This is a genomic window from Amycolatopsis speibonae, from assembly GCF_042647925.1.
GTDB classification, from domain to species: Bacteria; Actinomycetota; Actinomycetes; order Mycobacteriales; family Pseudonocardiaceae; genus Amycolatopsis; species Amycolatopsis speibonae.
Genome location: NZ_JBHRWK010000018.1, coordinates 1 through 26,037, shown reverse-complemented (window position 1 = coordinate 26,037; position 26,037 = coordinate 1). Strand labels below are relative to the sequence as shown.

Annotated in this window: 24 protein-coding genes and 1 riboswitch; of the genes, 11 read left to right on the top strand and 13 right to left on the bottom strand. The window is 69.0% G+C overall.

The window, feature by feature from the left end; translation table 11 throughout:
- Positions 1–101 precede the first annotated feature (101 nt).
- Positions 102–650, bottom strand: coding sequence for a CGNR zinc finger domain-containing protein (locus ACFOSH_RS13720; protein ID WP_378239216.1), 549 nt, complete (start codon positions 648–650; stop codon positions 102–104).
- Between the two features lie 64 nt (positions 651–714).
- On the opposite strand from ACFOSH_RS13720, the gene ACFOSH_RS13715 reads away from it, so the two are divergent.
- The 6 genes from ACFOSH_RS13715 to ACFOSH_RS13690 all read left to right on the top strand — a co-directional run bounded on the left by ACFOSH_RS13715 (position 715) and on the right by ACFOSH_RS13690 (position 8,562).
- Entirely contained in the window at positions 715–1,353 is a 639-nt protein-coding gene (locus tag ACFOSH_RS13715; RefSeq protein WP_378239215.1) for a haloacid dehalogenase type II, read from the top strand.
- A gap of 73 nt (positions 1,354–1,426) precedes the next feature.
- Entirely contained in the window at positions 1,427–1,924 is a 498-nt protein-coding gene (locus ACFOSH_RS13710) for a hypothetical protein (protein ID WP_229907541.1), read from the top strand.
- Positions 1,924–3,303: a hypothetical protein gene (locus ACFOSH_RS13705; RefSeq protein WP_378239214.1), complete on the top strand. Its 1,380-nt coding sequence runs from the start codon at positions 1,924–1,926 to the stop codon at positions 3,301–3,303. Before ACFOSH_RS13710 ends, ACFOSH_RS13705 begins: the two co-directional genes overlap by 1 nt.
- Entirely contained in the window at positions 3,300–4,670 is a 1,371-nt protein-coding gene (locus ACFOSH_RS13700) for a VWA domain-containing protein (RefSeq protein WP_378239212.1), read from the top strand. The genes ACFOSH_RS13705 and ACFOSH_RS13700 overlap by 4 nt, the downstream gene beginning before the upstream one ends.
- A 20-nt stretch (positions 4,671–4,690) precedes the next feature.
- Positions 4,691–5,803 carry an ATP-binding protein gene (locus ACFOSH_RS13695; RefSeq protein ID WP_378239211.1) on the top strand — a complete coding sequence of 371 codons (1,113 nt, stop codon included), beginning with the start codon at positions 4,691–4,693 and terminating at the stop codon, positions 5,801–5,803.
- On the top strand, positions 5,800–8,562 hold the full coding sequence (locus tag ACFOSH_RS13690; protein ID WP_378239210.1) for a hypothetical protein: 2,763 nt from the start codon (positions 5,800–5,802) through the stop codon (positions 8,560–8,562). Before ACFOSH_RS13695 ends, ACFOSH_RS13690 begins: the two co-directional genes overlap by 4 nt.
- Positions 8,563–8,606: 44 nt before the next feature.
- Here the strand turns inward: ACFOSH_RS13690 and ACFOSH_RS13685 are convergent, their stop codons facing one another.
- The gene (locus ACFOSH_RS13685; protein WP_378239208.1) at positions 8,607–10,085 is read right to left on the bottom strand and encodes a carotenoid oxygenase family protein; all 1,479 of its coding nucleotides are present in this window, start codon (positions 10,083–10,085) and stop codon (positions 8,607–8,609) included.
- A gap of 83 nt (positions 10,086–10,168) precedes the next feature.
- Between ACFOSH_RS13685 and ACFOSH_RS13680 the strand changes: the two genes are divergently transcribed.
- On the top strand, positions 10,169–10,888 hold the full coding sequence (locus tag ACFOSH_RS13680; protein ID WP_378239207.1) for a TetR/AcrR family transcriptional regulator: 720 nt from the start codon (positions 10,169–10,171) through the stop codon (positions 10,886–10,888).
- Here ACFOSH_RS13680 and ACFOSH_RS13675 read toward each other — a convergent pair.
- Complete coding sequence (locus tag ACFOSH_RS13675) at positions 10,875–11,477, bottom strand: TetR/AcrR family transcriptional regulator (protein WP_378239206.1); 603 nt, start codon at positions 11,475–11,477, stop codon at positions 10,875–10,877. The two genes, ACFOSH_RS13680 and ACFOSH_RS13675, sit on opposite strands and share 14 nt — an antisense overlap.
- Positions 11,478–11,568: 91 nt before the next feature.
- Here ACFOSH_RS13675 and ACFOSH_RS13670 point away from each other — a divergent pair, with 91 nt between their 5' ends.
- A complete protein-coding gene (locus tag ACFOSH_RS13670; protein WP_378239205.1) occupies positions 11,569–12,441 on the top strand; it encodes an alpha/beta fold hydrolase in 873 nt (290 codons plus the stop codon).
- Here ACFOSH_RS13670 and ACFOSH_RS13665 read toward each other — a convergent pair.
- Complete coding sequence (locus ACFOSH_RS13665; RefSeq protein WP_378239204.1) at positions 12,425–12,997, bottom strand: TIGR03086 family metal-binding protein; 573 nt, start codon at positions 12,995–12,997, stop codon at positions 12,425–12,427. The two genes, ACFOSH_RS13670 and ACFOSH_RS13665, sit on opposite strands and share 17 nt — an antisense overlap.
- 106 nt (positions 12,998–13,103) lie before the next feature.
- Here ACFOSH_RS13665 and ACFOSH_RS13660 point away from each other — a divergent pair, with 106 nt between their 5' ends.
- Entirely contained in the window at positions 13,104–13,532 is a 429-nt protein-coding gene (locus ACFOSH_RS13660; RefSeq protein ID WP_378239202.1) for a MarR family winged helix-turn-helix transcriptional regulator, read from the top strand.
- A 3-nt stretch (positions 13,533–13,535) separates the two neighbouring features.
- Here ACFOSH_RS13660 and ACFOSH_RS13655 read toward each other — a convergent pair whose 3' ends face one another.
- The 4 genes from ACFOSH_RS13655 to ACFOSH_RS13640 are packed head-to-tail and all read right to left on the bottom strand — an operon-like array spanning position 13,536 to position 16,369.
- Positions 13,536–13,973 (bottom strand): hypothetical protein, encoded by a 438-nt coding sequence (locus ACFOSH_RS13655; RefSeq protein WP_378239201.1) that lies wholly within the window; start codon positions 13,971–13,973, stop codon positions 13,536–13,538.
- Positions 13,970–14,575: a TetR/AcrR family transcriptional regulator gene (locus tag ACFOSH_RS13650; protein WP_378239200.1), complete on the bottom strand. Its 606-nt coding sequence runs from the start codon at positions 14,573–14,575 to the stop codon at positions 13,970–13,972. Before ACFOSH_RS13650 ends, ACFOSH_RS13655 begins: the two co-directional genes overlap by 4 nt.
- 41 nt (positions 14,576–14,616) lie before the next feature.
- On the bottom strand, positions 14,617–15,240 hold the full coding sequence (locus tag ACFOSH_RS13645; protein ID WP_378239199.1) for a hypothetical protein: 624 nt from the start codon (positions 15,238–15,240) through the stop codon (positions 14,617–14,619).
- A 13-nt stretch (positions 15,241–15,253) separates the two neighbouring features.
- Positions 15,254–16,369, bottom strand: a complete 1,116-nt coding sequence (locus tag ACFOSH_RS13640; RefSeq protein WP_378239198.1) for a DICT sensory domain-containing protein — start codon at positions 16,367–16,369, stop codon at positions 15,254–15,256.
- A gap of 145 nt (positions 16,370–16,514) precedes the next feature.
- Here ACFOSH_RS13640 and ACFOSH_RS13635 point away from each other — a divergent pair, with 145 nt between their 5' ends.
- Both ACFOSH_RS13635 and ACFOSH_RS13630 read left to right on the top strand, forming a co-directional pair.
- Positions 16,515–19,511 carry a DEAD/DEAH box helicase gene (locus ACFOSH_RS13635; RefSeq protein WP_378239197.1) on the top strand — a complete coding sequence of 999 codons (2,997 nt, stop codon included), beginning with the start codon at positions 16,515–16,517 and terminating at the stop codon, positions 19,509–19,511.
- Entirely contained in the window at positions 19,504–20,205 is a 702-nt protein-coding gene (locus ACFOSH_RS13630; RefSeq protein ID WP_378239196.1) for an SWIM zinc finger family protein, read from the top strand. The genes ACFOSH_RS13635 and ACFOSH_RS13630 overlap by 8 nt, the downstream gene beginning before the upstream one ends.
- On the opposite strand, the gene ACFOSH_RS13625 is transcribed toward ACFOSH_RS13630, so the two are convergent.
- The 5 genes from ACFOSH_RS13625 to ACFOSH_RS13605 are packed head-to-tail and all read right to left on the bottom strand — an operon-like array spanning position 20,196 to position 25,524.
- A complete protein-coding gene (locus ACFOSH_RS13625; RefSeq protein ID WP_378239195.1) occupies positions 20,196–20,975 on the bottom strand; it encodes an enoyl-CoA hydratase in 780 nt (259 codons plus the stop codon). The two genes, ACFOSH_RS13630 and ACFOSH_RS13625, sit on opposite strands and share 10 nt — an antisense overlap.
- Entirely contained in the window at positions 20,972–21,856 is an 885-nt protein-coding gene (gene mmsB, locus ACFOSH_RS13620; RefSeq protein WP_378239193.1) for a 3-hydroxyisobutyrate dehydrogenase, read from the bottom strand. Before mmsB ends, ACFOSH_RS13625 begins: the two co-directional genes overlap by 4 nt.
- On the bottom strand, positions 21,853–22,881 hold the full coding sequence (locus ACFOSH_RS13615) for an enoyl-CoA hydratase/isomerase family protein (RefSeq protein ID WP_378239192.1): 1,029 nt from the start codon (positions 22,879–22,881) through the stop codon (positions 21,853–21,855). Before ACFOSH_RS13615 ends, mmsB begins: the two co-directional genes overlap by 4 nt.
- On the bottom strand, positions 22,878–24,017 hold the full coding sequence (locus ACFOSH_RS13610; RefSeq protein ID WP_378239191.1) for an acyl-CoA dehydrogenase family protein: 1,140 nt from the start codon (positions 24,015–24,017) through the stop codon (positions 22,878–22,880). The genes ACFOSH_RS13615 and ACFOSH_RS13610 overlap by 4 nt, the downstream gene beginning before the upstream one ends.
- A gap of 7 nt (positions 24,018–24,024) precedes the next feature.
- On the bottom strand, positions 24,025–25,524 hold the full coding sequence (locus tag ACFOSH_RS13605; protein WP_378239190.1) for a CoA-acylating methylmalonate-semialdehyde dehydrogenase: 1,500 nt from the start codon (positions 25,522–25,524) through the stop codon (positions 24,025–24,027).
- 159 nt (positions 25,525–25,683) lie between these two features.
- Positions 25,684–25,869: riboswitch (cobalamin riboswitch) on the bottom strand.
- Between the last annotated feature and the right edge of the window lie 168 nt (positions 25,870–26,037).

Genomic DNA, 26,037 nt, shown 5'->3' with positions numbered 1-26,037 from the left:
CGCGGCGATGTGGCCATGGTGGCGGTCCGTAGTCGCTGGATCATTTGCGTGAGTACGCGTCGCCTCAGGCGCGTACTCACGATGATTCCCAGTGATCGGCTTCAAAGGTCGCGACGCTTGAGGCGTGCACGGTGGTTGGCGACGTTGACGCGGTTCCCGCACAGTCCCGGCATGCAATAGCGACGCCGCCCGGGTCTTGTCGTGTCGATGAAGGCGCCACGGCAAGTGGGCGCCCCGCACGCGCGGAACCGTTCCGCGCCGAGAGCCTGGACGACGCCGAGTATCCCGACGCCACAGATCAGGGAGAGCGCGTCGGTGACTGTCGCGCCTGATCGAAGTGAAACCGCCCATCGTGAGCTGTCGGCCAGCAGGGTGACGTGAGCGGCGGGTGACGTGAGGGCGGAAGCGCCGGTGATGAGGTGCTCCCGGTCCGGGTGATCGATCAGGTCACGCACAGTGGTGCGCAGTCGGTGGACAGCCCGGAGGTCGGTGGCTTGGGTGGGCTCGGCGAGTGAGTGAAGCTTGGCGAAGGTGGCGGGAGACGCCAGGTCGGGCAGGTGCTCTTCGCCGTGCCAGACCTCAGGGGCGGTGTTGACCAGGTCGGTAGCGATGCCCGCCGCCCAGACGTAATCGTCCAACGCTACTTGCATCCCTTACCAACCTCTCGTACGTTCACGGTTAACCGCTACTTTAACCCTTACCGGGAGGTTGCCCGTGGAGATCGACGCCTTGGTGTTCGACATACTCGGCACGCTCGTCGACGAACCGGCCGGGATCCGCGCGGCGATCCGGCAGGCCACGCCGGACGCCGACGCGGACGAGCTGGTCAAACAGTGGCTAGGCCACCTCGAAACCGAGCAGCGGCGGATCGTCGAGGGGGAGAGGCCGTACGCCCTGAGTGACGTCCTCGACCGCGAAGCAGCTCAAACAGACGCACTCGCGACAGCAGGCCGCAGGATGCCGCCCTGGCCCGACACTGTCGAAGGGCTCAACAGGCTCGCCGAGCACTACCCGCTGATCGGCCTCTCCAACGCCAGCCGGACGACGCTGCTCCGGATGAACGCCTACGCGGGCCTCCGCTGGCATCAGGCCCTCTCCGCCGAGGAGGTGCAGTCCTACAAGCCCGACCCGGCGGTCTACGAGCTGGCCGTCAAGGTGTCCGGAGCACCGACGGAGCGGCTGCTGATGGTCGCGGCCCACGCGTGGGACCTGAGGGGAGCGCAGAGCGTCGGTCTCCGGACCGCCTACGTCGACAGGCCCGTCGGGGACCCGCCGTCGGCGACGGATCGGTTCGACTTCTACGCCGAAGACCTCGCGGATCTGGCAGCTCAGCTCGCCGGATCGCGGGCCTGATCGAAAACTGTCGGTGCCTCTCGCTAGGTTCTTCCCAGTCCCCACCGAGGCACCCCCGCAAGGAGAAGATGCGTTGTCAGACTGGGAAAGAGCGAGCACGGCCCGGGTGTTGCCGCCCGCCCGCCCGCGCAAGCTCGCGAAGGTTCCGTTCGTCGAACTCGCCGACGGACGGGTGCAGGGCGTGGTGTCCAGCGGATCGGACATCGGGCGCGTGTACGTCTCGTCGGTCGCGGCGAGCACGTACGAATTCGCCTGTAGTACCAACAACAACCGGCCTTGCGGCGGGGCGCGGGGCATGTTCTGCAACCACATCCTCGCTCTGCTCAACGAATCCACCCTTCAGTACGGTGCCGAGCGTGTCGCGCGGTACTTGCGTGTAGAGGTCGCGGAGCCGACCGCGCAGGCCATTTCGCAGACGATGAGCGCGACGCGGCCGTCGCAGGGCGACAACACCGCCGCCGCGTCCGTGTTCAGCCAGTTCTTGCGGCACTTGGCATACCTGGAGTTCGAAGCGTCGACGGCGCCGGTGCCGGAACTGCAGTGGTTCCCGCCGACCAGGGCGGTGGTGTGATGCGTATCGATCTGCTCACCGATCCCATCGCCGGTCTCGACGAGGCGTTGGCGGCTGTCGACGCGTTCGATGACGTGCTCATCGCGGGGCTGCTTCGGCCCCAGAAGATCACCGGCTTGACCGAGCTGGCCGATGCCGTCGCGGGGTCGCCTCTGGCGGCGCGGGTCGCCGAGGCGGCCGAGAAGACCGCGGCCGGAGCGGCGGGGGAGGAGCACTTCGTTTCCCTTGCCGCGGCGAGGATCGCGGTGTTCGGCTCGGTGCATGACGCGGTTCTCTCGCGCATCGCCGAGGCGACTGGCCGGCCATCGGGCGAGGAGGCCGGCCGAGAGGCTTCCGAGACGGAGATGCCGAATCTGCTGGCCGCCGCTCGGTCCTGGCTGTCCGATCTGGCCCGTGCCGGCTGGCAGGGCATCGATCACGACCTGATTTCGGCTTCGGCACCGGTGATCTCCGCGTTGCTCGCGGAGCCGAGTTCGCGCCGGTTGGCGGTCCTGCTCGACGGGTTCGCGGCGGAACTCGCGGCGTCCTGTCCGGGGGCGGCGTTGGAGCGCGTTCCGGTCCGGCGCTGGGGTGACCTGTGGTCGCGCGGGATGCTGCTGACCTTGCCCGGTGTGGCGGCGACGCCTGCGATCGGCACCGTCACCGGCCGCCTGCTGCCGCTCGGCGTAGACCTGCTGGAACACTCGACGGCCGGGCAGGCTCAGGTCCACGCGGTGGTCGAACCCGACGACGGCACCGCGCCGCGTCTCGTGCGTGCGAGTGTGACGGTGCCGAAGCCGGACACGATCATCGGCGCCGGGATCTGGCAGTTGCTGCGCCCGCATCTGTCCCTGCTCACGGCGGTCAGCGAGGGCCGCTCGATGGTCCTCGTCGACATGCCGGTCACCGCTGAGGGCGACCTCCTCTGGCAGGACGAGCATGCCCGCCTCGGCGAGCCCGCGGACGCGTTCTCCACCGCGCGGGTCGTCCTGCCGAAGGCCATCGCGTCGGTGATCGCGCCGCTGGACCGGCATCCGGCGCGCATCGCCGTACCCGTCTTCCTTGAGGGCTATGGGATCGAAGGCGATGAAGAGGCGCTCTCGTTCGCGTTCGCCGGGAACCACCTTTCCGTCGAGACCGACCGCATCCCGGCCGCCGGGCCGCTGACTCCGAAGGCTGTCGCGGGTTCCAGTGCGTGCATCGGTCTGATCCGGTGGGACGGCGAGTTCCGGCTCCAGCCGCTCGCTGTGGAGACCACCGTGCGCAAGAAGACCACGGCCGTGCACGCCGGAGCGTGGGCTGGAGGCACCACGGACAAGGCCGGGGTGAAAGCCGAGAAGGCGGCCACGGACGCCGCGGCCGTGCTGCGTGAGCGCGCCGGAAGGTTGTTGCGGAAATGACCGACTCCGACGACAACCGCCGCCAGGTCCTGTACTGGCGACTGCTCGCCCGGCTCTTCGACAACGACGAGCAGGCCACGCTCGAATCGGCGAGTGTGGCCGTGGTCGAGGACATCGGTCTGCCGTCCGCGTTGCTGGACCCGAACGTCGCCGTGGATTCGGTCGTCCAGCGGCATCCGGAGCTGGCTGCCGAGTTCGACGGGCTGATGGTCCCCGAAGCCGAGGACAGCCGGGACAAGGCCGCGGAAGTGCGGCGCGCGGCCCTGGTGTCGAAGGTGCTCCTCAACGTCTTCGCTCCGGCTCCGCACACGGTGACCGCCGGTCAGCTGTCCTGCTGGCAGGCCGACGCGGCCTGGCTGGAGCGTGCGCTGGGGTGCCGTCCGGGTGAGCTGCGCGGAGGTCGTCCCGGTGGGGCCCCGACAGGGCTCGGTGGCACGGGCGGGGGCGGGACTCCCGACCTGAGCACGCTGCTCCCGGCGATCGGGCCGAACCTCGCCGACATCGAGGCGGATCTCGTCAAGCGGATGCATCTGCGCGAGGTGCTCGCCGATCCCGCGCTCGCGGCGAAGCTGAGCCCGAGCATGTCCCTCATCGAACAGTTGTTGCGGGACAAGGACAACCTGTCCGGAGTGGCGCTGGCCAACGCCAAGTCACTGATCCGCCGCTACGTCGACGAGATCGCGGAAGTCCTGCGCACCCAGGTCGAGAAGGCCTCGACGGGCAAGGTGGACCGCTCCGTCCCGCCCAAGCGCGTCTTCCGCAACCTCGATCTCGATCGCACCATCTGGAAGAACCTCACCAACTGGAGCCCGGAAGAGGAAAGGCTCTACGTCGATCGCCTCTACTACAAGCAGACCGCGAAGAAGACCACGCCGCAGCGGCTCATCGCGGTGGTCGACCAGTCCGGTTCCATGGTCGACTCGATGGTCAACTGCGCCGTGCTGGCCTCGATCTTCGCCGGACTGCCCAAAGTGGACGTTCATCTGATCGCCTATGACACGCAGGCTCTCGATCTCACCCCGTGGGTGCACGATCCGTTCGAAACCCTGCTGCGCACCAATCTCGGCGGCGGCAACGACGGCATGGTCGCGATGGGGCTGACCCAGCCGAAGATCGCGGAACCTGCCAACACCGTGGTGGTGTGGATCTCCGACTTCTACGAGACCCGTGTCGAGCAGCTCTTCGAGAGCATGGCCGCGATCCACCGCTCCGGGGCGAAGTTCATCCCGGTCGGCTCGGTCACCAGCGCCGGCCGGGGCAGCGTCAACCCGTGGTTCCGAGAGCGTTTCAAAGACCTCGGCACACCGGTGATCTCCGGCCACATCACCAAGCTCGTCCACGAACTCAAGACTTTCCTCACCTCCTGAACTTTCCCGAAAGGCAAGACATGTCCGACCTGCTGCGCGCCCCCGCCGAAGTCAAGTACGCCGAAGAGCTGGACTGGCTGGAATCGATCGACGACAGCCCCAAGCCGTTCGCCTGGCGCCTGTCCCCGAAGATGCTGCGCCTGTTCGTCCTCGGTTCCGAGCGAGCAGACGGCCTCGACCGTGAGATCTCGCAGAAGTGGTTCGGTGACCGGAGCATCGTCGAACGAGCCATCGTCACGCTCGCCTCCGACCGCGGCCTGCTGCTGATCGGCGACCCCGGCACCGGCAAGAGCTGGCTCGCCGAACTGCTGGCCGCGGCGATCTCCCGCAACTCCACGCTCGTCGTGCAGGGGACCGCCGGCACCACCGAGGACCACATCAAGTACTCGTGGAACGTCTCCATGGTCATCGCCAAAGGCCAGTCCCGCGAGTCGATGATCCCGTCACCGATCATGACCGCGATGGAGGCCGGCTCGATCGGCCGCTTCGAGGAGCTGACCCGGTCCACCAGCGACGTCCAGGACGCGTTGATCTCGATCCTGTCGGAGAAGTACATCTCGGTGCCGGAACTGGACAGTGACGGCATCGTCTTCGCCAAGCCCGGCTTCTCCGTGATCGCCACCGCCAACAGCCGCGATCGTGGCGTCAACGATCTGTCCTCCGCGCTCAAGCGCCGCTTCAACTTCGTCCGCATCCCGGTGGTGACGAACAAGAAGAGCGAGGCGGAGATCGTCCGCTTCCGCACCGAGGAGCTCCTGCGCCGCCACCAGATCGAGCTGGACGTGCCGCCGACGCTGCTCGACGTACTGCTGCGCAGTTTCGGCGACCTGCGCGCCGCGGCGGCGTCGGCGGGCAGCGACGACGAGAAGCTGGAGTCCGCGCTGTCCACCGCCGAGCAGATCGGCGTACTCGAAGACGCGGTACTGCACAGCAACTTCTTCGGGGAACGCGCGCTGACCGCCCGCGCGCTCGCGTCCTCGCTCGTCGGCTCGCTCGCCCGTCGTGAGCCGGAGGACCTGGCGATCCTCAACAAGTACCTGCACGGCGTCGTCGAGCCGCGCAGCAAGGACGAGGGCGGGGAGTGGCCGGAGTTCCTCGACGGCGGCCGCGACGCGATCGCCACCCTCTCATGAGCGGCGCCTTCGAGGCGTTGCGCGGCCAGTTGCAGGAGGCCGCGGCCGTCTTCGCCGACGGGCCCGGCGCGCTGGAGGGCATCCTGCTCGGGCTCGTCGACGACGTCGACCGCGCGGTGCGGGAGCCTCTGGAGATCTTCCCGGTCTGCCACCATTCCCCGGCTTCGGCCGTGGCGATGGCGCGGCGGCTGCGGGAGAAGCAACCGAAGGTGGTCTTCCTCGAACTGTGCGAGGACATGGCGCCGCTGCTGACCGAGCTGCGCAACTGCCGCCTTCCCGTGGCGGTGCAGGCTTTCGCGACCGACGTGAAGGGGTTCCCCGCCGAGTGGGCGCCGCTGTCCGTGGTCGCGCCGATCACCGAGGCTTCGGCGGAGTACCAGGCGATCGCCTACGCCCTCGACACCCCGGGCGTCGAACTCGTGCTCGTCGACAGGTCGGCGGACCACGTCTTCCAGTGGAACGAACGCGAGCCGTCGCCTGAGCCGGAAGCGCCGCCCGCCGAGGAGGCCGCGCTGCACGGTGACGCGGTGGGTGTCGAGATCGGTGACCTGCGGCCCCGGTTCGCCGAACTCGAGGAACACCTGCTGCGGCACGGACGGGTGCGGCACTGGTCGGAGTGGTGGCACCAGTACGTCGAACTGCCGCTCGGCGACAGCGACCACGACACCTACCGCCAGGTCATGTTCCTGATCGGCAGCCTGTTCCGGCGGCTCGCGCCCGGGGACACCCGCCGCGTGCGGGTGGACGAAGACCGCGAGCGCTACATGTGGACCCGGATGCGGGAGCACCTCGCCGCCTCGGGTGCCGATCCGGCGGACTGCCTCTACATCTGCGGCGCGTTCCACGCGGCCAGCCGGGTCGCGGAGTTCGGCGTCGAGGGTACGGACGGGTTCGTGATCAGCCCGCGCAGTGCGAGCACGTGGCAGTACGGGCTGATCCCGTCGAGCCACGCCTCGATCGAGGCGCAGTTCGGGCTCGCCGGGGGATCGGTGTCGATCGCGGCGACCGAGTGGGCGAAGAACCTCAAACGCACCAAGGTGAAGCAGTTCCAGCTGGAAGGGCAGGTGGGCGGGCCGAAGCGGAAGAAGGCCGCGGAGCTGCCCGCGCCCACGGTGGATCCGGTGCCAGTGGCTCCACCGGATCAGCTTTCCGGCTTCCTGCGACGACCGCCGGTCCTCGACAGGCTGGACGAGGCCGAGTTGCTGGGCTGGTCGGTCGAGGTCGTGCGGGCGGCCCGCCGCAATGGCTACCTGTCTTCGACGGCCGACGCCATCGCGGTGTTCGAGACCTCGATCCTGCTGGCCGGCCTGCGTGACAGGGCCAAGCCGACGCCGTACGACTTCCAGGACGCGGCGGTCACCTGCATCGAGAAGGACATCGTGCCCGGCAGGCGCGACGTCCGCCGCATCGTCGAGATCATGATGGGCGGCGACAGGATCGGCCAGGTCGGCTACGACGCGTTGCCGCCGCTGGCGCGCGACGTGCACGACAGGCTGGAGCCCCTGAATCTCAAGTTGCAGCAACGAGGTGTGCAGCGGGCGCTGCTCGACATCGCTTCGCGGCCGGAGCTGGAGCCGTGCTCGGATCTGTTGTGGATGCTGCGGTACCTGATGCCGCGCGGCGCGGCGCGGCCGATCATGGGGGAGCGACGGCTCGGCGAACGACCGATCCAGGAGTCGTGGGATCTGGCGCTGGGCACCCACCAGCGAGCCCTGATCGAGCTGGGATACGAGGGCGTCAGCATCGAGCAGGTGTTGGAACAGCGGCTCCGGCGCGCGGCCTACCACCCGCAGGCCACCGCAGCGAAGGTGCTCGAAGCCGTCGAGGACGCGACGCTCTACTTGCGCAGCGCCCGGTTGGCGGGGGAGCTGGGCACGCGCGCTCTGGAGGTGCTGGCCACCGAACGGACCGTCGACGGCGCTCCGGAAGTGCTGCGGCGGGTGCGGAGGCTGCTGGCGCACTACCGGACCAGCGAGCCGGTGCTGCCCCGGTGGATCGAGGACTTCGTCAGGACGGGGTACGCGCACTACTGCACCCTGTTGCCGGCGGCGTTCGCCGACGAAGAGGCCGGTGTCGAGCAGGTCGCCGCGATGCTGGGCTTCCTGTTCAGCATGGAGGCGTTGGCCCTGTCGCTGGGCTGCGACCGTACCCAGCTGGAGCTGTCGATCGCCGGAGCGCATCCGCAGGAGCCGTCGAAGGTGGCGCTGCTGTGGGCGGCACAGGTCCAGCTCGGAACCCTCTCGCGTGCGGAACTGCGCGAGCGATGCGCCGAACTCCTGGCCAACCCGATGGTGCTGCCCGCCTATCCGCGCTATCTCAGCGGATTCGTCCACGCGCTGGAACCCGCGCCGGGGCTGGCCGACTTCGTCGTCGAGGCGATGTCCAACGCCTTCGCCGAGCTCCCGGACAGGCTGCTGCTGCCATGGCTGCCGACCTTGATCACCACGCTGAGGTCCCGGGGCGCGGAGCTGGTGCCGTTGATCGTGCGTGAAGCCGGGCGGGTTTTCCCCGGCAGGCTCGCGACGCTCGACGCATGGGTCCCGCCCTGGAAGGCCCAGCCGGAACCGCTCACGGTGACCAGGAAGACCGGCGGGAGCGGCCTCGCGTTGCTGGCGGCACATCCGTCGACTTGTGACGCGCTGGCGGAGCTGCTGGGGTGCGACGAACCATGGGGGAGCACCGCACCTACCGGTTTGGCGCTCCTCGAACGGCATCCGGACACCGCCGTCGCACTGGAGGAGGTGCTCACCGGGGTGTGAACCGAGGGGCGGTCGCCGGGGGCACCCGGCGACCGCCCGGGCGCTCAGTCGGCGACCCAGCTGCCGTGGAAGCCCAGCGGTACCGGCCTCGGCAAGTGGATACGTGCCAACGGTTTCGCGGTGAAGTCCGGTGCCGAGAGGATCACCAGATCCGAGGCGCCGCGGTCAGGGTTGTTCACGTAGGCGAGGGCGTACCCGTCGTCCTCCGACTTGCTGCGCGCCGATGGTACGAAGACCGCTTCGCTCGCGTCGGCATCCCGGCCGAAGCGGTGCACCTCCGAGCGCCCGTTCTGCAGATCGTGCTTGATCAACGCGTTGCCGAAGGAGTTGGCGGGCTTGTCCAGGTAGACGTCGAACAGTTCGCCCGGCGAGGCCGAATAGCCGTACCGGTGTCGTCGTGACACCAGGCTTTCGTTGACCCGGGGGAACTCCTGCGGCCGGTCGTCGAGGACGCGGCGTCGCACCCGTCCCTGTGCGAGATCGATCGTCCAGCGCTCCAGGACCGGCGGACCCGACGCCGACGGGCCGCCGAAGCCCTGCTTACCCGCCACCTCGAAAGGCGCCGGCATCGTGGTCAGGTCGACCACCACCGTGGAGCCCTGCTCGTAAGCGTTGAGCGTATGCGAGTAGAAGACCGGATCCACGCCGAACCAGCGGACCGGACCGCCTTCGCGTTTCATCACGCCCACCCTGGCCGGGTGTTCCGTGTTCCACTTGTAGGGCACCACCTTGCCCGGCTGCGGATCGAAGGTGACAGGTACGTCGAAGACGACCACGTAGTTCTTGGTGAGCCCGAAGTCGTGCATCATCGGGCTGTCGGTGACCGGGATCCGGGTGGTCCGCACCACGCGGCCGGTCCGATCGACCATCAGATGCCGGACGTGGTCCCAGGTCGGGTGGTAGGTCACCGCGTGCAGTTCGTCGGCGTGGGCGTCGAACTTGGTGTGCGCGGTGTAGGAACCCTCCAGTGAGCCGCTGAAATCGAACGGCCCCACCGTGTTCAGCTCGCCGTCGAGTTCGTAGGGCGGCGCTCCGGACTCCTGCAGGGTGAGGATGCGGCCGTGGTGGCCGATCACGTGCGTGTTCGGCGCGAAGTCCTCGGCGGGCACCGGCCACGGGTACCGCTCGCCCAGCTTCGCCGCGACACCGGACGAACGCACCCAGCGGTTGCGGTACCACTCGGCCTTACCGTCACGCAGCCGGACGCCGTGCACCATCCCCTCACCCATCATCCAGTGGTGAGCGCGCGGATCCTCGAGCCCGAGGACATTCGGCCCGGTGCGCAGGTACCGCCCGCAGAGATCCTTCGGGATGCGGCCGGTGACGGGCAGGCCGAACGCGGTCACCTCCTCTTTCGTCGGCGCGAAAGCACCTTCGATGAAAGGAAAGTGCTCCTTCGCGGCCGTGGGCGAAAGAGGCTGGGCGGCGACGGCGGATCCGGTGCTGCCGTAGGTCGCGGCGACTCCGCCGATGGCCAGCGCGGCCGCCCCGCGGAGCACGTTCCGCCTGTTCGGTTCGGTCATGGTCGATCCCCCAACTCATCACTTAACTGTGTATGCCATGAACAGTGTATGCCTTTACCTGTTTTGGATGCAACAATGCCCCGATGGACGACGTCAAGATCGAGTTGCTGCCGCCAGGCACCGCGCTGGCGTGGGGGCATGCCCCGGCGCCCCGGCGCGGGCCGAAACCGGGATACAGCCTCGACCAGATCGTCGACGCGGCCATCGCGCAGGCCGACGCGGAGGGCTACGCGGCGCTGTCCATGCCGTCGATCGCGAAACGCCTCGGCATCACCGCGAACGCGCTCTACCGCTACCTGAGCTCGAAAGAGGAACTGCTCGTCCTCGTCGCCGAGGCGGCTTGGGGCCCACCGCCGGAACCGCCGTCCGGCGACTGGCGGGCCGCGGTCACCGCCTGGGCCCGCGCACTCCTCGAACGCAGCCGCCGCCATCCGTGGCTGATCGACCTGCCGGTGCGCGGCGCGCCGAGCACGCCGAATCTGCTGGGGTGGCTGGAGAACTTCCTGGAAGGGATGGCGAGCTCAGGGCTGAGCACCCAAGACGTGATGGGGTGCACCGTGCTGGTCGACGGCTGGGTGCGCAGCACCGCCTCCCTGCTGCGGGACGTGAACGCGAGCCCTCCCGAGCAGGTCCACGCGCTGAGCGGGTTTCTGCGACCGCACCTCCAAGGGCGCGGCTACACGCGCGTCGCCGCCGTGATCTCCGGCGAGGCCTACGGCGAAGAAGGTATCGAGGACGCCGACGTCGAGTTCGGGCTCGGCCGCATCCTGGACGGCATCGAGATGCTCATCAATCGCGGGTGAACACCCCGCCGAGCCGGTAGTCGACGATCTCCGCCGCCCGTTCCGCCGTGTAGGCGCCGACCAGGATCGCGGTGACGAGGCCGGCCGACATAGTCGCGAGCGAGTCCGCCTCCAGCTGGGGATCGAGTTGGGCCGGGATGTCGCCCTTCTTCTGGGCACTCCGGAGCAGTTCGGTGACGGCGTGGACCAGGTGGGGCAGGAGTGGTTCCTGGTCGGGATCCTGGCTTCCGCGCGTGACGTCCACGGCGAAGTAGGCGATCTGGACGGCGGCCAGCATGCGGCCGCGCTCGCCCTCCGGCAGGACCGCGGTGAGGTAGGCGCGCACGATGGTGCGCTCGTCCTCGGTCTTCATCGCCTCGCCGATGGTCTTCCCGGCGTTCTCCATGGTCAGTTCGACGATCCGCCGCCAGGCGAAGCGCGACATCTCTTCCTTGGTCGGGAAGTAGTACTGGACCAGGTTCATCGAGATGCCCGCCTCCGCGGCGACCGCGCGCAGCGTGACCGCCTGCAGGCCCTGGGCGGCGGCGATCCGGAAAAGCGCTTCCGCGATCTCGCGCCTGCGCTCCTGATGATCGACACGTTTCGGCACGCCGTCACTCTGTCATGTCGTCGGGGACTGGCCGGAGCGGCTGCCGGGCTGTTATGGTGCAAGTGCACTATAAAAAATTCGAGGAGGACCGATGCTGGGGGAGTTCACCGACAAGAAGGCGGAAGAGCGCTTTTTCGCCACCTATGACGAGATCCTGGGGAAATGGCCGGTCCCAGCCGAAGAACTGGACGTCGAGACGAGATTCGGCCCGACCCGTGTCCGGCGGTGCGGTCCGGAAGACGGGGCGCCGATCGTGCTGCTTTCCGGCGGGATGGGGACATCGCTGTCCTGGTATCCGCACATCGCCGAACTCGCCGCCCGGCACCGGATCCACGCCGTCGACACCATCGGCGAACCCGGGCGATCGATCCAGACCGCTCCCGTCGAGTCCACTGAGGACTGCGCGGAGTGGCTTGCCGAGGTGATCGATGGGGTGCTCGCGGGAACCGGCCACGAAAAGGTTTATCTTGCCGGTGTTTCGCGAGGTGGCTGGCTCGCCCTGAACCTCGCGTCCCGGTCGACCGATCGGATCGCCGGCCTTGTCACCATCGAAGCGGCGGGGTTCGGCAGGATCGGCCGCAGTTTCATCTGGTGGAGTTTCCGGGAGATCTTCCGCTGGTTCCTGCCGAAATGGCTGCTCCGGCTGGTGGCGTCCGGGGATCCGGAGGTGCGGCACACTGTGCGGCCTCTGCTTTTCGGTGCCCTCAAGTACAAACAGCACCTTCCTGAGATGCACCTGTTCAGCGACGACGAGTTGCGCTCGATCGACGTCCCCGCCCGGATCGTCGTCGCCGAACGCAGTGTCATCCACGACGCCCGAGCGGTGGCGGCCCGGCTCGAATCCCTGAGTCCGCACATCCGCGTCGAGGTCGTGCCCAAAACCACTCACGGACTCTCGCTGGAGAAGCCGGAACTGGTCACCGCCCGGGTGCTCGAAGCGGTGCCGGTCAAGCCTGGGGTGTGACGTCCGGCCACGACGGTGAGCGGCCGAGCAGTGCGACGATGGTGTCCAAATCGGACGGTCCCGTCGCGTCCACGGCCGGGCCGAAGGCGGCACCCGGCGCCTTCCTGTTCCGCCCGTTCGGGATCGACTCGGCGAACTTCAGTCCGGCGTCGAGCACCTCTTGCTCGAACTTCACCGGCAGGCCGAGGGTATTGGCCACGTCCCAGGAGTGCACGAGGTAGTCCAGGAAATGGAAGCCGAGCGCCTGCTCCGCGGTGAAGGTGATTTCGGTGGAGAACTCGGGAAGCGCGAACTTCCGGTCGGCGAGGTCGTGGGGGACGAAGGCGTTCAGCACCCGGTTGACCGAGTCGCGGTAGGTGGCGATGGGGTCGTCGCCCAGCGGGAGCAGGCGCCAGTGGTCGAGGTGGCTCTCGCCCTCGGCCGCGGCGGCGAAACCGTGGTGCTGGGTGGTCATGTGCGCCAGCAAGCCGTGCAGGGTCCAAGCGCTGCACGGGGTCGGCTTGGTCAGATCGGTAGGGGCGATCCTGGTGACGAGGTCCAGGCTGGTCCGGGTCACGAGGGCGTCCAGAATGCGGAGTTCATTAATAGGCATACGCATATCATCTACATATGCATACGAGTTCGTCAACCGGTTTCGGGACACCGGTCGGTATGGTCTGCGCATGGCGGAGCAAGGGAGGCCGGATCTCGCGGCGATGCTCGGCGGGCTGATGCGAAGGCTGATGAACGCCGAGACGCCGGTACTGGCCGAGCATGGGTTGACGATGTGGGGCTATGTGGTGCTGAGTGCCCTCGACGACGGGCCCGTCCGCACGCAGGCCGCGCTCGCCAAGGCGATCGGCGCGGACAAGACCCGGATCATCGGCACCCTCGACGCGCTCCAGGAGGACGGCCTGATCACCCGCGAGCCGGATCCGAAGGACCGCCGGGTCCGGCTGCTGGGGATCACCGACGCCGGTCGCGCCGCGCGGAGGTCGGCGCAGTCGCGGATCCAGGAGCAGGAGGAACGGTTGCTCGGACAGCTTCCCGCCGCCGACCGCAAGACGTTCCTCCGTGCCGCGCTGGCGCTTTCCGAAGCTCGCTGGCCGTAAGCGTCACCCAGTGGCGGGACGGCGAGCGAACCAGCCGGCGTAAGTCAGCAGCAGACCCATCACGGCCAGGGCTCCGAAGAAGACGCGGGCGGCGGTCATCGCGACAGGGGAGAGCATGGTGGCGTCGACCCCGGACCGGATCGTCGCGGGTGTCGCGATGAGCAGGAAACCACGGATGGCGACGAACCAGCCGAACAGGGACACGGTGACCGCGAGCGGCCCGCGCCAGCTGCGGTGCCCGCCGATGATGACGAGCCCCGCGGCGAGCATCATCGCGCCCAGCAACAGCATCAGGCCGGGCTGACCGAACAGATCGCCGGTGAGGCCCTGGAGTTCGGGCAGGCGGATCGCGTAGATGGTGGTGAACGTGGCGACGTAGGGGCCGATCACGCGGGCGAACGCCCGGGTTCGCCGCTGCGCTTCCGGGCTCGCTGTGGTCATGGCGCTGTTCCTTCCTCTGGACGCGGCCGATAGCCGACTTGGCGGAGCACGCCGCGGAGGAAGTCCTCGGTCTCCGCCGGCGTGCAGGTGTCGGGGCGGGTGGCGAGGTGCTGCCAGATCGCGCCGGTGAGCAGGTCGAGCAGGACTTCCAGGTCGACGCCGGCGGGGAGGTGCCCGCTGTCGCGGGCACGGGCGAACACGTCCCGGCGGGCCTGATCGCGATCCTTGCCGAACAGGTCCTGATACGCCTTGGCGAGTTCCGGCAGGTCCTCGATCGCGCCGTAGACGCGGCGGAGGAGACGGCGTTGCCGCGGATCGGCGACGACGGTGGCCCAGTCTTTCAGCAGCTGCTCGACGTCGGCGATTTCCGGGATCGGCGGCGGATTGCCGTAGGCGGCTTCGAGCGCGGCGATCAAGAGGCGGGTCTTGTCCGGGAAACGGCGGTACACGGTCGCGCGGGTGACTCCGGCGCGGCGCGCCACCTGTTCGATGCTGGCCGCGGTGGCGCCGGATTCGATCAGCAACTCGAGCGCGGCCTCGAGAATCGCCGCGTCCGCTTCCCTGCTGCGCGGCCTGCCGGGCGCGCGGTCTTCTGAAGTCACCTCATTAAGATACAGTGCTGACCTGTATTGTAAATAGGGTCTTAGGTCAGCACCTCGGTGACCAGGCCCGGTGGGTAGTCCGACGGCGACCGGTGCCACCACGCGCCGAAAGCCTGAGCCAGCCGCCGCGGCACCTCGACCTGCGCCCCGCCGCCGTGGAAGTCGATCGTAGCCAGCACACCCTCGATCTCCGTGGAGCTCCAAGGGATCCGCCGGACCAGTTTCGCGTAGTCGGCGCTCGCGGACACGAACGTGATCACCTTCGTCGCGCCGATCCGCCGGGCTTCTTCGATGACGGCGTCTTCGAGCACGCCGGACGGCCAGTCGTCGAGCCTGAGTTTCCGGTCGTAGTAAGAGATCGGCTCGTCGGCACGCAGGATTCCGTAGCCGCCGCTGAGGATCAGCAGGCGTCCGCTTTCGGCGGCCTCTTTCAAGGCGCCGCCGACGTTTCGGTAGAAGTTCCCGTTGTAGCGAAGCCAGGCGGGCCGCAGTCCGCCACTGTCTACTTTGGACTTGGCCAGGACGTTGGCCCGTGCGCGAAGCATCCGCTCCGGCCAGACCGCGCCAGCCTCCCCGGACGCGTCACCGCCACGGATCTTGGCTTTCGAAGGGCCGAGGATCGTCAGCGCCGTGCGCGGATCGATCGCGTCCAGGACGGTTTTCACCGGAGAGACCGTATCAGCGGAACCAGGGCGAACCGTTGCCGTTCGGCGTCGGGAGCATGCCGTGACTGGGCGGCCACAGCGCCGAGGTCGGCACCTTTCTCAGCTGAGAGCGCAGGGAATTCACGGGCAGCGGCCGCTTCCGGGTGAGCATGGTCGTCGTCCGCGGATGCAGATCCACGAACGGATAGGTGGTGTGGAGCGCACCGAGCCGCCGTTCGAGGCGCAGGCTGCGTTCGGTCAGGTCGGCCGATTCCAGCGCGGGCTGGACGAGCAGGAACTCGGCGTTGCCGAGCCGGACCGCCCGGTCGAGCGGGCGGAGATCCTCTCGGATCAGATCCGCGATGTTCTGTTCGGTGTGCATCTTGACCCGGTCGCCGTGGCGCCGCCCGACCTCGTCGAGGTCGTCGACGGTGATCAGGATCAGGCCGAGCGGGACGGTGTCTGTCGACGCGCCCAGCCAGCCCGAGATCCCGGCCATGGTCGCCAGCCCGGTGTCGGGATCGGCCGAGAGAGCCGGGTCCTCCGGCTTCGACGGCGCCTGCCGCTCCAGCCGCCCGGCGAGATGGCGCAAAGCCGCTTCCGCGCGGTTCTCCACCGGCGCCGCTGCCGGGGTCGTCACGCTCTTCAGGACCTCGTCGATCTTGATCCGCGCGGTGGGCGGAAGACGATCGCCGAGCGCGTCGCGCAGCCGGACGACCTCGGCGTACGCCTCGTCGCGGCGGAAGCCCCAGCGGCCCTGGAAACGCCGTGCCGCTTCGACGGACGTCGCAGACGGGTCGACGTCGTCGAGGTCCTGGGCGACGACCGAGCCGCCGAAGGTCGGGGTGAGCACCGCGACCGACCATTCGCGGGCGAGGTTCTCCTCGGCGCGCAGCAGCACCGGGGTCACGCCGTGCGGCAGGTCCGGGCGTCCTGAATCGACCATGCCGACGACGGTCACGGCCGCGCGCCGGGCGATCCTGGCGTAGACCTCGCGTTCCCGTTCGAAGTAGGGCAGGCGCTGGAAAAGCGCGAGAACGACCATGTTCTCGTCGGTGCCTTCGGCGAGCGCGGCTCTCTCCACGGCGTGTGAAGCGATCACCAGCGCGCGTTTGGACAGCACGCCGGCGCGTGCTTCTCCGTCGGTCATCGAATGGTCGCTTCCGTGTGGGGACTAGCTCATCAGCCTAGAAGAGCGGGCGATCGCCGCCTAGCTACACGATGGTGTGACCCTCGCTGACCGGACGCTGATCGGCTCCGGGCATGCTGGAGGGACCAGACCGCGAAAGGGGATCATGTCGCCACTCGTCGTGCACGGACTGTGGTCCCGGGGCCGCGGGATCGTGCTGTGGGGTGAACACGGCGACCGCCCGGCGACGACGTCGATGCGGCCGTCGAGCGCCGCCCGGCCGCATCCGTTCGCCGCGTCGGTCGCGGATCTGACCGCGCTGCACCCCGGCAAGCCGGCGTCGGCCGTCCTGCTGCTGCCGTCGAGGCGCGGCGGTCCGGTCGCCTCGCCCGAGCTTGGCTCGCGTGGCCGCCCGCAGCAGGAACTGACGCTGGAACCCTGGTCGGTACCGGCGCTCCTGATCGACCCCTCCGAGCTGGGCGACCTGGCCGACACGGTCAGCTACGGCACTTCTGTCCGCCACCTCCGCGCGGTCGTCCGGCTGGCGGACGACCTGGTGCGCCGCGGCCGGGTGCTCCCCACACTCGTGCGGAACGAGATCGTGGCGCGAGCGCGCTGGCGGCCGGTGGCCAGGGGCGGCGACGCGGTCGCGCTCCGGGCGCTGATCGCGGCCACCCCGCCGGTCGGCCGGGCCGAACACCCCGGGCCGGATCCGTCGGCGCTGGTCACCGACGCGCTCCACACGCTGGTCGACGCCGCCGTCCGCGATCGCCTGGCCGCCACCGGCCACGCGACCGAAAGCGATGGACGTGAAGGGCCGTTCGGCGCGTGGCTCCACGCGCTGAAGAGCGCCGACGACCGGATCAGTCAAGCGCCGGGGCGGATGGGGATCGTCGCCGAAGGCATCGCGGCGTGGGACGAGGTCGGCGACACCGACCTCACCGAGGGCACGGTCTGCCTCCGGCTCGACGAGGTCCCCACGCTGTACGGCCCTGTCGACGACCCGGACGACCAGACCGGCGACGGAACCAAATGGCAGCTGCGTTTCCTCCTGCGTTCCGCGGCCGATCCCAGCCTCCTGCTCCCGGCCGAGGACGTCTGGTCCGGCAGCGCGGGGGCGAAGTTCACCGACCCCGAAGGCCTCTTCACCGCCGAGCTGGAGCGAGCCGCTGGAGTGCTGCCGATGCTCGGCCCGGCGGTCGAGGCCGAGAAGCCGGGCACCTACGACCTCACCGTCGCCGAAACCGTGGAGTTCCTCGACGGTGGCGCCGAACAGCTGGTCGCGGCCGGATTCGACGTCCAGCTCCCGGCGAGCTGGGGCGGCAGGCGGAAGCTCGCGCTCAAGCTGTCGGTCCGCGGCGCGCCCGTCGACCAGGCCGCAGTGCACCGGCTGGGCCGTCACCAGCTCGCCTCCTACCGCTGGGCGCTCGCGGTCGGGGAGGACGCCCTGACCGACGTGGAACTCGCCGGGCTCGCCGCCGCGAAGTCGTCACTGGTGCGGCTGCGCGGCCGGTGGGTGAGCGTGGATCCCGAACTGCTGCGCGCCGGTCTCGAGTACCTCCGCCGCGACCCGGACCGTGAGAAACCGCCGCTGCCCACCCCGGCGGACCTGCTGGCCCTGCTCCGCGGAGGCTTCGAAGCGCCTCTGCCGGTCACCGAGGTCACGACCGACGGCTGGATCGACGACTTCCTCGCCGGGCGTGTCCAGCGCACCATCGAGCCGGTCGAGCCGCCGCCGACGTTCCTGGCGACCTTGCGGCCGTATCAGAGCCGCGGCGTCGCCTGGCTTTCGTTCATGACGTCGATCGGGCTCGGTGCCTGCCTCGCCGACGACATGGGGCTCGGCAAGACCGTCCAGCTGCTCGCGCTCGAAGCGATCGAGCGGGCACAGGAGGACAGGGAGCCGACGCTGCTCGTCTGTCCGATGTCACTGCTCGGCACCTGGCAGCGCGAAGCGGCCAAGTTCGCACCGGAGCTGCGCGTGCACATCCATCACGGCGCCGATCGTGGTCACGCGCGCGTCGAGGGCGCGGACCTCGTCGTCACCACCTACTCGACCGCCGCCCGCGACGTCGACGAACTCGCGGCCGTCCGGTGGCACCGGCTCGTGCTCGACGAGGCGCAGGCGGTCAAGAACCAGAACACCGGTCCGGCGCAGGCCCTGCGCCGGATCCCCGCCGGCCACCGGGTCGCGCTTACCGGGACCCCGGTGGAGAACCGGCTCGCCGACCTGTGGTCGCTTTCGGATCTGCTCAACCCCGGTGTCCTCGGTGGCAGGCAAGAGTTCCGCGAGCGGTTCGAGGTGCCCATCGAACGCCGGGGCGACCTCACCGCGGCCACCGAGCTGCGGCGGCTCACCCGGCCGTTCCTGTTGCGGCGCCTCAAAACCGACCCCACCGTGCTCGCGGACCTGCCCGAGAAGATCGAGATCCTCCAGGAATACCGTCTCACCCGGGAGCAGGTGACGCTGTACCGTGCGACCGTCGACGAGATGATGACCAAGATCGCCGACAGCGCCGGGGTCAAACGGCGCGGCAACATCCTCGCGGCGATCACGAAGCTCAAGCAGATCTGCAACCATCCCGCGCATCTGCTGCACGACGGTTCGCCGATCGGAACCCGGTCCGGCAAGGTCAACCGGCTCGAAGAACTCCTCGCCGAGATCCTGGACTCGGGCGACCGCGCGCTGTGCTTCACTCAGTTCGCCGAGTTCGGGCACCTGCTCGTGCCGCATCTTTCGAGCAGGCTGAACGTGAAGATCGCCTTCCTGCACGGCGGGTTGTCGCAGCGGCGCCGCGACTCGATCGTCGAGCACTTCCAGTCGGGCGAAGGCCCGTCGATCCTGCTCGCGTCGCTGAAGACCGGGGGAGCGGGGCTGACGCTCACCGCCGCCACCCACGTCCTGCATCTCGACCGGTGGTGGAATCCGGCGGTCGAGGAACAGGCCACCGACCGTGCCTTCCGCATCGGCCAGCGGAACAGTGTCCAGGTGCGGAAGTTCGTCTGTCCCGGCACCATCGAGGAACGGATCGACGCCGTCATCACCAAGAAGGAAGCGCTCGCCGACCTAGTCGTCACCGACGGGGAAGACTGGCTGACGGAGTTGTCCACCGGCTCGTTGCGCGAGGTCTTCGCACTGGGCCGGGAGGCGGCCGATGACTGAGGGATTCCGCCGGGCACTCGACGACCTCGGCGTCCACAAAGGACTGGTCCCGCCCTGCCGGGTCGACACCCTGACGATCGGTCCCGGTGCCGCCGTCGCCCAGGTGCGGGTGACGCGGCACCGGTTCTACGAGGTCCGCGTCGGTCTGCCGACGTTCGGCAAGCAGGTGTGGACGGCGGTCATCGCCGCCGTCGTCGCCGACGAAGCCACGACGACGGCCCTGCTCGACGGGCGGATCCCGGACGACATCGAACGCTTCTTCGCCGCCGAGCAGGTGCCGCTGTTCCCCGAGGCGGCGTGGGAACTGTCGCTGGACTGCACCTGCCCGGGCACCCGCGTCCCGTGCGACCACCTCGTCGCGGGGCTGATCGCGCTCGAAGAGGAAGCGGACCCGTTCGCCATCTTCGCCCTCCGCGGGCGCGATCGTGCGACGCTGCTCGAAGAGATCGGACGGCAGGCGGGCGCCCGCGTGACGGCTCCGGCGGCGGAAGACGAGGCGCCCGGCCTCGACGAGGTGATGGACGACTTCTTCGGCTGGGGGCCGGCCGGGGACGTCACGAACACACGACGACTGCCGGCCGGGGACCCGCTGGGACTGCTCGACGAGGTCCCGCCACTGAAGTCCACAGTGGACGGAAAATCGGTCACCGCCCTGCTGCGACCGCTCTACCGGTCACTCACCGGTCAGGAGTGAAGGAACTTCGGCTCGCGCTTCTCGGTGAACGCGGCCATGCCCTCCTTCTGGTCCTGGGTGGCGAAGGTGCCGTGGAACAGGCGCCGTTCGAACCGGAGCCCGTCGGCAAGACCGGACTCGAAGGCCTGGTTCACGGCTTCCTTGACCATCATCGCGGCGGGACGCGACATGCTCGCGATCTTCGCCGCGACGGCGAGCGCGTCGTCGAGCAGGCTCTCCGTCGGGACGACCCGGGAAACGAGCCCCGACCGCTCGGCTTCGGCGGCGTCGATCATGCGGCCGGTGAGACACAGGTCCATCGCCTTGGCCTTGCCGATCGCGCGGGTGAGCCGCTGGGAACCACCCATGCCGGGGATGACGCCGAGGGTGATCTCCGGCTGGCCGAACTTGGCGTTCTCGGCCGCGATCAGGACGTCGCACATCATGGCCAGCTCGCAGCCGCCGCCGAGGGCGTACCCGGAGACAGCGGCGATCAGCGGGACACGGACCCGCGAAAGCGCGTCCCAGCCCGCGAACCAGTCGGCCGCGTAGACGTCGCTGAACGACTGCGGCTGCATCTCCTTGATGTCCGCGCCCGCCGCGAAGGCCTTGGCCGAGCCGGTGAGCACGATCGCGCCGACGTCGGGATCCTGGCCGAGTTCTTCCGCCGCACCGGTGATGTCCCGCATGGCCTGCAGGTTCAGCGCGTTGAGCGCCTTGGGCCGGTTCAGGGTGATCAGCGCGACGCGATCGCCCGCCCGCTCGACGGTGATGGTCTCGTACTCGCTCATGCGGTTTCCTTGGTGAGGAGGCCGTCGCGGACGGCGGTGATGATGGCGGAGAAGTCCCGGCCGGGGCCGTCCCGTTCGACGAACGCCGCGTAGAGGTCCGCGGCCCTCGTGCCGAGCAGGGTGGCGACGTCGTTGTCCCTGGCCGCGGATTCGGCCAGGCGCAGGTCCTTCAGCATCAGGCCGCTGGCGAACCCGCCGCGGTAGTCCCGGTTGGCGGGGCTGGCCGGGACGGGGCCGGGCACCGGGCAGTTGGTGGTCAGCGCCCAGCACTGCCCGGACGCGGTCGAGGCGACGTCGAACAGCGCCTGCGGGGTGAGGCCGAGTTCCTCGCCGAGGGCGAAGGCCTCCGAGACGGCGATCATCGAGACGCCGAGGATCATGTTGTTGCAGATCTTCGCCGCCTGACCGGCGCCGGAGGATCCACAGTGGATCGCCCTGGCCCCCATGATGGCCAGGAACGGCTCCGCGGTGACGAACGCCTGCGAGTCGCCGCCGACCATGAACGTCAGCGTCCCGGCCTCGGCGCCGACCACACCGCCGGACACCGGGGCATCGACGGCGCGATGACCCGCTTCCAGGACCAGTCCGGCGGCTTGCCGCGCGTCGGCGACGTCGATGGTGGAGCAGTCGACGAACAGGGTCCCGGGCCGCGCGGACGGCAGGATCTCCCGGTAGCAGTCGAGGACGTGCTTGCCGCTCGGCAGCATCGTGATGACGACATCCGCCGCGGCGACCGCCGCGCCCGCGCTGTCGAACCTGGCCACGCTATCGGATCGCGTGCCGGGCGCCGGGTCGTAGCCGTGGACGGTCTCGCCGGACTTGACGAGGTTGGCGGCCATCGGACCGCCCATGTTGCCCAGGCCGAGGAAAGCGATCGTCATCGGGCCACCCACTCTGCGTCGCCGAGGTCGGCGAAGTAGGCGTCGACGATCTTGTCGTCCACTTCGGACAGAGTGGCGGGTGACCACTTCGGGGAGCGGTCCTTGTCGATGATCTGCGCCCGGATGCCCTCGACGAACTCGGCGGAGGAGAGCGCGCGTGTCGAGATCCGGAACTCCTGCGCCAGCACGGTTTCCAGATCGGGCATCGCGGCCGCGGACCGGATCGCCCGCAGAGTCACCTTCAGCGAGGTGGGCGACTTCGCTTCGATCTCCTTGGCGGCGGTGGCGGCCACGTCGCCGCCGGCGTGGAGCCTGGTCAGGATCTCCTCGACGGTGTCGGCCGCGTAGCACTGGTCGATCCAGTCGGCCTCCTTGGCCAGCGCGCTCGGCGGCGCGGCTTCGGCGATCAGTTCCAGCGCGGTGTCCGGGGTCCGTGACGCGAGCGCGTCGAGCAGGTCCGGGATCTTCTCACTGGAAACGAAGTGATCGGCGAGTCCACAGTGGATCGCGTCGGCACCCGAGATCGACCCGGCGGTGAGCGCGATGTGCGTCCCGAGTTCACCGGGCGCACGCGACAGCAGGTACGTGCCGCCGACGTCGGGGACGAAACCGATGCCGGTCTCGGGCATGCCGACGCGGGAGCGTTCGGTGACGATCCGGTGGCTGCCGTGCGCGGAGACGCCGACCCCGCCGCCCATGACGAGCCCGTCCATGAGCGCGAGATACGGTTTGGGGTAGCGAGAGATCAGCGCGTTCAGCCGGTATTCGTCGGCCCAGAACCGCAGAGAGGCAGTGCCGCCGCTGCGGGCGTCGTCGTAGATGGCGCGGATGTCGCCGCCCGCGCAGAGCCCGCGATCGCCGGCGCCGTCGATCAGCACGGCGCGGACGCCCTGGTCGGCACGCCAGGCTTCGAGGTGGTCGAGCATGGCGAGGACCATGTCGTGGTTGAGCGAGTTCAGCGCACGCGGCCGGTTCAGCGTGATCCGGCCGATTCCACTGTGGACGAGGAATCCGACGTCGTTCACGAGGCCTCCTGCAGCATCCGGCGCGAGATGATCACGCGCATGATTTCATTGGTCCCTTCGAGGATCTGGTGCACCCGCAGATCGCGGACGATCTTCTCCAGCCCGTACTCGGCGAGGTAGCCGTAACCGCCGTGCAGTTGCAGAGCCTGGTTGGCGACCTCGAACCCGGTGTCGGTGCAGAAGCGTTTGGCCATCGCCGAAAGCTGGGTCGCGGTGTCCTCACCGTGGTCGAGCGCGTCCGCGGCCCGCCGGAGCAGGGTGCGGGCGGCTTCGAGATCGGTGCGCATGTCGGCCAACCGGAACTGTAACGCCTGCTTCTCGGACAGTTTCTCGCCGAACGCCGAACGCTCCGACAGATGCCGGACGGCCATGCCGAGCGCGGCTTCGGCGCCGCCGAGGGAGCAGGCCGAGATGTTGAGCCTGCCACCGTCCAGCGCGGACATCGCGACGCGGAACCCGTTGCCTTCGCCGCCGAGCAACGCCGACGCGGGAACGCGGGCGTCTTCGAAGATGACCTGCCGGGTGGGCTGGGCGTTCCAGCCCATCTTGAGCTCGTTGGGGCCGAAGGAGACACCGGGAGTGTCCCGTTCGACGATGAACGCCGAGATCCCGCGCGCGCCGGGTCCGCCGGTGCGGGCGAGTACGACGTGGACGTCCGAGGTGCCCGCGCCGGAGATGAACTGCTTGACCCCGTCGAGCACGTACTCGCCGCCCTCGCGGCGGGCGCGGGTGGAGAGCGCCGCCGCGTCGGAACCCGCGTCCGGTTCGGTGAGGCAGTAGCTGCCGAAAGTGTCCATGGTGGACATTCGAGGCAGGTATCGGTGACGCTGGACGTCGTCGCCGAACTTGTCGATCATGGTCGCGACCATGTTGTGGATGGAGATGTACGCGGCCAGCGACGGGCAGCCGGTGGCGAGTGCCTCGAAGACGAGGACGCCGTCGAGCCGCCCGAGCGCGGAGCCGCCGAGCTCTTCGGGCAGGTAGATCCCGCCCATGCCCAGCTGGGCGGCCTTGCGCAGGACGTCGACCGGGAAATGCTTGGCCTGGTCCCATTCGATCGCGTGCGGCGCGAGGTGTTCCGCGGCGAACTCCGCCGCGGTCCCGCGCAGGGCCCGCTGTTCGTCGGTCAGTCTCATCGCGGCCTCAGTTCATCGTCGGGATGACGAAGCTGGCGCCTTCCTTGGTGCCGGAAGGCCAGCGCGAGGTGACCGTCTTGGTCTTGGTGTAGAAGCGGATCGAGTCCGGGCCGTGCTGGTTGAGGTCGCCGAATCCGGAGCGTTTCCAGCCGCCGAAGGTGTGATAGGCGATCGGGACCGGGATGGGCACGTTGACCCCGACCATGCCGGTGTTCACCCGCGAGGTGAAGTCGCGGGCGGTGTCGCCGTCGCGGGTGAAGATCGCGACGCCGTTGCCGTACTCGTGCTCACTGGGCAGGCGCAAGGCCTCTTCGTAGTCGGCCGCGCGCACGATCGCCAGCACCGGGCCGAAGATCTCCTCGCGGTAGATCCGCATGTCGCTGGTGACGTGATCGAACAGGCACCCGCCCAGGAAGAAGCCGTTCTCGTGACCGTCCACAGTGGTCTCGCGACCATCGACGAGCAGTTTCGCCCCTTCGGCGATGCCGATGTCGATGTAGTCGCGCACCCGCTGGACGGCCTCGGCGGTCACCAGGGGTCCGAAGTCGGCGGTCTCGTCGAGCGAGGCGCCGATCTTCAGCGCCTTGACCCGCTCGGTCAGCCGGGCGGCCAGCGCGTCGGCGGTGGCCTCACCGACCGGGACGGCGACCGAGATCGCCATGCAGCGCTCGCCCGCGGAGCCGTAGCCGGCGCCGATCAGCGCGTCGACGACCTGGTCGAGATCGGCGTCCGGCATCACGATCATGTGGTTCTTGGCGCCGCCGAAGCACTGCGCGCGCTTCCCGTGCGCGGCCGCGGTGGTGTAGATGTACTCGGCGATCGACGAGGAGCCGACGAAGCCGACAGCCTCGACACGGGGATCGGTGAGCAGCGCGTCGACGGCTTCCTTGTCGCCGTTGACCACGTTGAACACGCCCGGCGGCAGACCGGCTTCGAGGAAGAGTTCGGCCAGCCGCAGCGGGACCGACGGGTCGCGTTCGGAGGGCTTGAGCACGAACGCGTTCCCGCAGGCGATCGCCGGGGCGGCCTTCCACAGCGGGATCATCGCGGGGAAGTTGAACGGCGTGATCCCGGCGACCACGCCGAGCGGCTGCCGCATCGAGTAGACGTCGATGCCGGTGCCCGCGCTGTCGCTGTACTCGCCCTTGAGCAGGTGCGGGATGCCGATGGCGAACTCGACCACTTCGAGACCGCGCTGGATGTCGCCGCGCGCGTCGGGCACGGTCTTGCCGTGTTCGGAGGAGAGCAGCCTTGCGAGGGAGTCTTCCTCGGCGCGGACGAGGTCGACGAACTTCATGAGGACCCGGGCGCGCCGCTGCGGGTTCCAGCGCGCCCATTCGAGCTGGGCCTGAGCGGCGTCGGCGACCACGGAGGCGACCTCGGCGGCCGACGCGAGCGGGACACGGGCCTGGACGGCGCCGGTGCTGGGATCGAAGACGTCGGCGAAGCGGCCGGAAGTCCCCGGTACCGGCTTGCCGCCGACGAAGTGACCGATTTCGGTGCTCATGGATGCCCTTTCCGAAAGTGCGCAGGACGAAGCCGCCCGAGGACCACGATCGGTGGCCGGGCAGGGGAGTACGGACGACTTACCGCCGGGGTGGTGGCGGGTCGGCGACTTTCGCGCAGGCAGGAAGAATCCGCATGCGTTCAGCTCCATCCTCGTGGACGAACGTGGACATCTGCGGCCGGTATCCTGGCTCCCGGATCCGCGGCGGCTCCGGCCTTCCCGGCTCGCGCCAGTGGCCTTCTCTACGGGAGCGCCGCTCCCCGGTCACAGTGGCGGGACCGCACCGGATTCTCACCGGCTTCCCTGCACCGCAGACCTGTGGACACCATAAAGTAGGAAGTCCGACTATGTCGAGGTTGTGGCGTACGCCTCAGCCGGGGTGGCGGGTCTCGTGAGTGGTTAAGGACGGTTCTAATACTACAGCGGCAGTGAGGGATGTTTGTTGCGTTGTCGCTGGTAGTGGCTGTGGCGGGCGCGGGTTTGGTGGCGTCGTCGCCAGAGTGACCAGTGATC

Coding starts and splice junctions, on each gene's coding strand:
- ACFOSH_RS13640 (WP_378239198.1), bottom strand. CDS start 16,369: ATGACCGACGGAGAAGCACGCGCCGGCGTGCTGTCCAAACGCGCGCTG.
- ACFOSH_RS13660 (WP_378239202.1), top strand. CDS start 13,104: ATGGCGGAGCAAGGGAGGCCGGATCTCGCGGCGATGCTCGGCGGGCTG.
- ACFOSH_RS13705 (WP_378239214.1), top strand. CDS start 1,924: ATGCGTATCGATCTGCTCACCGATCCCATCGCCGGTCTCGACGAGGCG.
- ACFOSH_RS13680 (WP_378239207.1), top strand. CDS start 10,169: ATGGACGACGTCAAGATCGAGTTGCTGCCGCCAGGCACCGCGCTGGCG.
- ACFOSH_RS13635 (WP_378239197.1), top strand. CDS start 16,515: ATGTCGCCACTCGTCGTGCACGGACTGTGGTCCCGGGGCCGCGGGATC.
- ACFOSH_RS13685 (WP_378239208.1), bottom strand. CDS start 10,085: ATGACCGAACCGAACAGGCGGAACGTGCTCCGCGGGGCGGCCGCGCTG.
- ACFOSH_RS13670 (WP_378239205.1), top strand. CDS start 11,569: ATGCTGGGGGAGTTCACCGACAAGAAGGCGGAAGAGCGCTTTTTCGCC.
- ACFOSH_RS13695 (WP_378239211.1), top strand. CDS start 4,691: ATGTCCGACCTGCTGCGCGCCCCCGCCGAAGTCAAGTACGCCGAAGAG.
- ACFOSH_RS13605 (WP_378239190.1), bottom strand. CDS start 25,524: ATGAGCACCGAAATCGGTCACTTCGTCGGCGGCAAGCCGGTACCGGGG.
- ACFOSH_RS13655 (WP_378239201.1), bottom strand. CDS start 13,973: ATGACCACAGCGAGCCCGGAAGCGCAGCGGCGAACCCGGGCGTTCGCC.
- ACFOSH_RS13690 (WP_378239210.1), top strand. CDS start 5,800: ATGAGCGGCGCCTTCGAGGCGTTGCGCGGCCAGTTGCAGGAGGCCGCG.
- ACFOSH_RS13630 (WP_378239196.1), top strand. CDS start 19,504: ATGACTGAGGGATTCCGCCGGGCACTCGACGACCTCGGCGTCCACAAA.
- ACFOSH_RS13700 (WP_378239212.1), top strand. CDS start 3,300: ATGACCGACTCCGACGACAACCGCCGCCAGGTCCTGTACTGGCGACTG.
- ACFOSH_RS13625 (WP_378239195.1), bottom strand. CDS start 20,975: ATGAGCGAGTACGAGACCATCACCGTCGAGCGGGCGGGCGATCGCGTC.
- mmsB (WP_378239193.1), bottom strand. CDS start 21,856: ATGACGATCGCTTTCCTCGGCCTGGGCAACATGGGCGGTCCGATGGCC.
- ACFOSH_RS13720 (WP_378239216.1), bottom strand. CDS start 650: ATGCAAGTAGCGTTGGACGATTACGTCTGGGCGGCGGGCATCGCTACC.
- ACFOSH_RS13610 (WP_378239191.1), bottom strand. CDS start 24,017: ATGAGACTGACCGACGAACAGCGGGCCCTGCGCGGGACCGCGGCGGAG.